This is a genomic window from Flavobacterium fluviatile (genome assembly GCF_010645065.1).
GTDB classification, from domain to species: Bacteria; Bacteroidota; Bacteroidia; order Flavobacteriales; family Flavobacteriaceae; genus Flavobacterium; species Flavobacterium fluviatile.
The window spans coordinates 1-2,831 of the sequence record NZ_JAADZW010000054.1 but is presented as its reverse complement, the minus strand read 5'-3'; the positions used below and the strand labels follow the sequence as shown (position 1 = coordinate 2,831).

The 2,831-nt window shown below is 39.0% G+C and carries 2 protein-coding genes and 1 pseudogene; 2 read left to right on the top strand and 1 reads right to left on the bottom strand.

The genetic code is table 11. The annotated features are described in order from the left end of the window. A pseudogene (locus tag GXM17_RS21125) lies at positions 1-595 on the bottom strand (hypothetical protein); the annotation flags it as partial. Positions 596-738: 143 nt separating this feature from the next. On the opposite strand from GXM17_RS21125, the gene GXM17_RS21120 reads away from it, so the two are divergent. Beyond that, positions 739-1,182, top strand: coding sequence for a terminase gpP N-terminus-related DNA-binding protein (locus GXM17_RS21120; RefSeq protein WP_280115311.1), 444 nt, complete (start codon positions 739-741; stop codon positions 1,180-1,182). Next, positions 1,175-2,707 carry a hypothetical protein gene (locus GXM17_RS21115; protein ID WP_163401498.1) on the top strand — a complete coding sequence of 511 codons (1,533 nt, stop codon included), beginning with the start codon at positions 1,175-1,177 and terminating at the stop codon, positions 2,705-2,707. Before GXM17_RS21120 ends, GXM17_RS21115 begins: the two co-directional genes overlap by 8 nt. Positions 2,708-2,831 lie beyond the last annotated feature (124 nt).

Genomic DNA, 2,831 nt, shown 5'->3' with positions numbered 1-2,831 from the left:
TATCAACCAAGTCCTGAAATGCTTTATTAGCATCCTCCTCAGACGACTTGTCACTTAAGTTTAAAGCCGTAAGCATCGCGGCTGTTAAAAGAACTTTACTCATTTCTTCTTTAGGTTTAGGTTTTACAAAATCAGCGAGGTTTAACTCGTTATCATTAATATCATAGAGATTCGCCAACGCGTTGTGATTGCCCGGAATGTCAACAAGGGAAATTTCACGAGGAAACCATTTTGTTACCGTTGGACCCGTTTGTCCGTCAAGTTTTAACTTTGGATCATCTGAAGCAGCTAAACAGATTATTTTACCACATGATGCAGCATTGATAAAACCGTTTTCAATCTGCATGGCAATGTCATCAGCTTTTGGATGTGATAGGTTAACTACGGGTTTTCCAAAAAGTTTGTCGCCTTCAGTTCTGAAATCCTCCCACTTTACCAATACACCCCCTTCACGGTCATGCATTAAAAAACCAATCGGGTTCTTTTTGTATTGAGCCAAATCCAGTCCCTCCGTTAACAATCGATAGCCGTACACATTTACGCTATTATCTGTTAAGCAAAACTCTTTGTCAATCTTTTTAAACTTGTTACTCACTTGCTACAATTTTGGGTTATCTCTTTCGTGAGTACAAACTTGCGAATACTTCAAACCCTTTAAAAATAATGGCGCAAGGCTTGCACAACTATTTTTATTGAGGTTTGTTTTTGGTCAATTTTGCCATGTAATCAAGTAGTAAAATGGGAATTTCCAAAGCACAAGAGCGGGAGTACGCTCGAATATTGTATGTAAACGAGCGCATCACCTTTAAGGAGATTGCAGAACGCACAGGTGTGACCGAAAAAACAATCGGAAAATGGGCTGAGGCTGATAATTGGGCAAAGCTTCGAAAAAGTTTGCTAACTACTAAAGAAGCTCAATTGGTGCATTGGTATAACCAATTAGATGCTTTAAATGAATTGATTGCTAAGAGGGAAATTCCTATACCAGAATCTAAGGAAGCGGATATTATGAGTAAGATAACCGCAAACATCCAGCGACTCGAAACCGAAATAGGTTTAGGCGAATACGTAGAGGTTTCCAGAAAACTATTAACGTTCATCCAGTCGGTTGATCTGGATGATGCAAAACGATTCAAAAATTACATTGATGAGTTTATCAACTCGAAGTTAAAGAATGGCTAAAAAAGTAAGCAATAAGGAGTATTTGGATATATGGCGTGAGTTCTGTGAAAACATGGACAATGCGACACCTATAGACTTAACTGAAAGCCACGGTGCAAAACTCAGAAGAATTGCACACCTTGAAAAGAACCCAGAGGAATGGTTTAAATACTATTTTCCTAATTACTATACCAGCGAACCCGCTGAATTTCATAAAAAAGCAACCAAGCGTGTATTAGCTAATGCCGAATGGTACGAAGTCCGTTCATGGGCGCGAGAACTCTCAAAGTCAGGGCGCACCATGATGGAAGTACTCTACTTGGCTATGACGGGAAAGAAAAAGAACATTCTTTTAATTTCCAATTCGGCTGACAATGCCGAAAGGTTGCTTTTACCTTATAAAGGAATCCTGGAACGTAACAACCGAATTATTGCCGATTACGGCATCCAAAAAAAGGTTGGTTCATGGGAGGCCTCAGAATTTAAAACACGAAAAGGCGTTTCGTTTCGTGCTATTGGTGCGGGACAATCACCTCGTGGAACTCGAAACGATGCCGCACGTCCTGATTGCATCCTAATTGATGATATTGACACAGACGAATTTTGCCGTAATCCTGAGCTTGTAAAAGAGCGTGTGAAATGGATAGAACAGGCGTTGATTCCTACACGTTCAATTTCTAACGGATTGTTATTAATTGCCTGTGGTAACATCATTGCAAAATACTGCTGTATTACAGAAATGGGTAAAAAAGCAGACAAGTGGGATATTATCAATATCCGCGATAAAGACGGTTTAAGTTCATGGCCACAAAAGAACTCTGACGAAGCAATCAAAAGAGTAGAAAGCTCAATTTCATACGAAAGTTTCCAAAAAGAGTACTGTAATAATCCAATGGACGGAGGAGACACTTTCAAGGACATGATTTTTGAAAAATGCCCGCAATTACGGCATTGTGATACAGTCGTTATTTATGCCGATCCTGCGCCATCAAACTCAGACAAAACAAATGCAAGTTGCAAATCAATTGTAATTGAAGCTAAAAAAGGCAATCAGTATTTCGTTTATAAGGTTTGGGTTGACCAAATGGGTAACGCTCAATTTTGTGAGTACTTATTTGAAGCCTATGATATTTGTAAACGTGCCGGTGTTGAAATAGTCTATATCTGGATTGAAAACAACTCGCTTCAAAATCCATTCTATGAACAAGTGATCTTACCGCACATTTATCGGATTGAACAAGAACGAAAGGTGTTTTTACCTATTCGTCCGGACGATCGTAAGAAGCCTGAAAAATATGCACGTATCGAGGGAAAACTTGAACCATTAAACCGATTAGGCAGGCTGATTTTTAACATTGCCGAAAAAGCTAACCCACACATGGAGCGCATAATTGCTCAATTTACCGGATTTAATCGAAAAGCAAAGTTAATGGATGGTCCCGATGCCGTCGAGGGTGCAACTGTAAAAATTGAAGAAATAGAAATAACCAGCGCAACCGGAGCAATTGAAAGCTTCAAACGTCAAGCGAATAAACATAGAATGTAATGTTACAAAAAAGCACTAAACCCCAAAAAACAACTTACCAAATCGGTGTAGATATTTTAGGTTTTCCCATTTATGTTGAACATACAACTATTTGCGAAAACCAAAGAAGTCATATCAAAACAAG

Coding starts and splice junctions, on each gene's coding strand:
- GXM17_RS21120 (WP_280115311.1), top strand. CDS start 739: ATGGGAATTTCCAAAGCACAAGAGCGGGAGTACGCTCGAATATTGTAT.
- GXM17_RS21115 (WP_163401498.1), top strand. CDS start 1,175: ATGGCTAAAAAAGTAAGCAATAAGGAGTATTTGGATATATGGCGTGAG.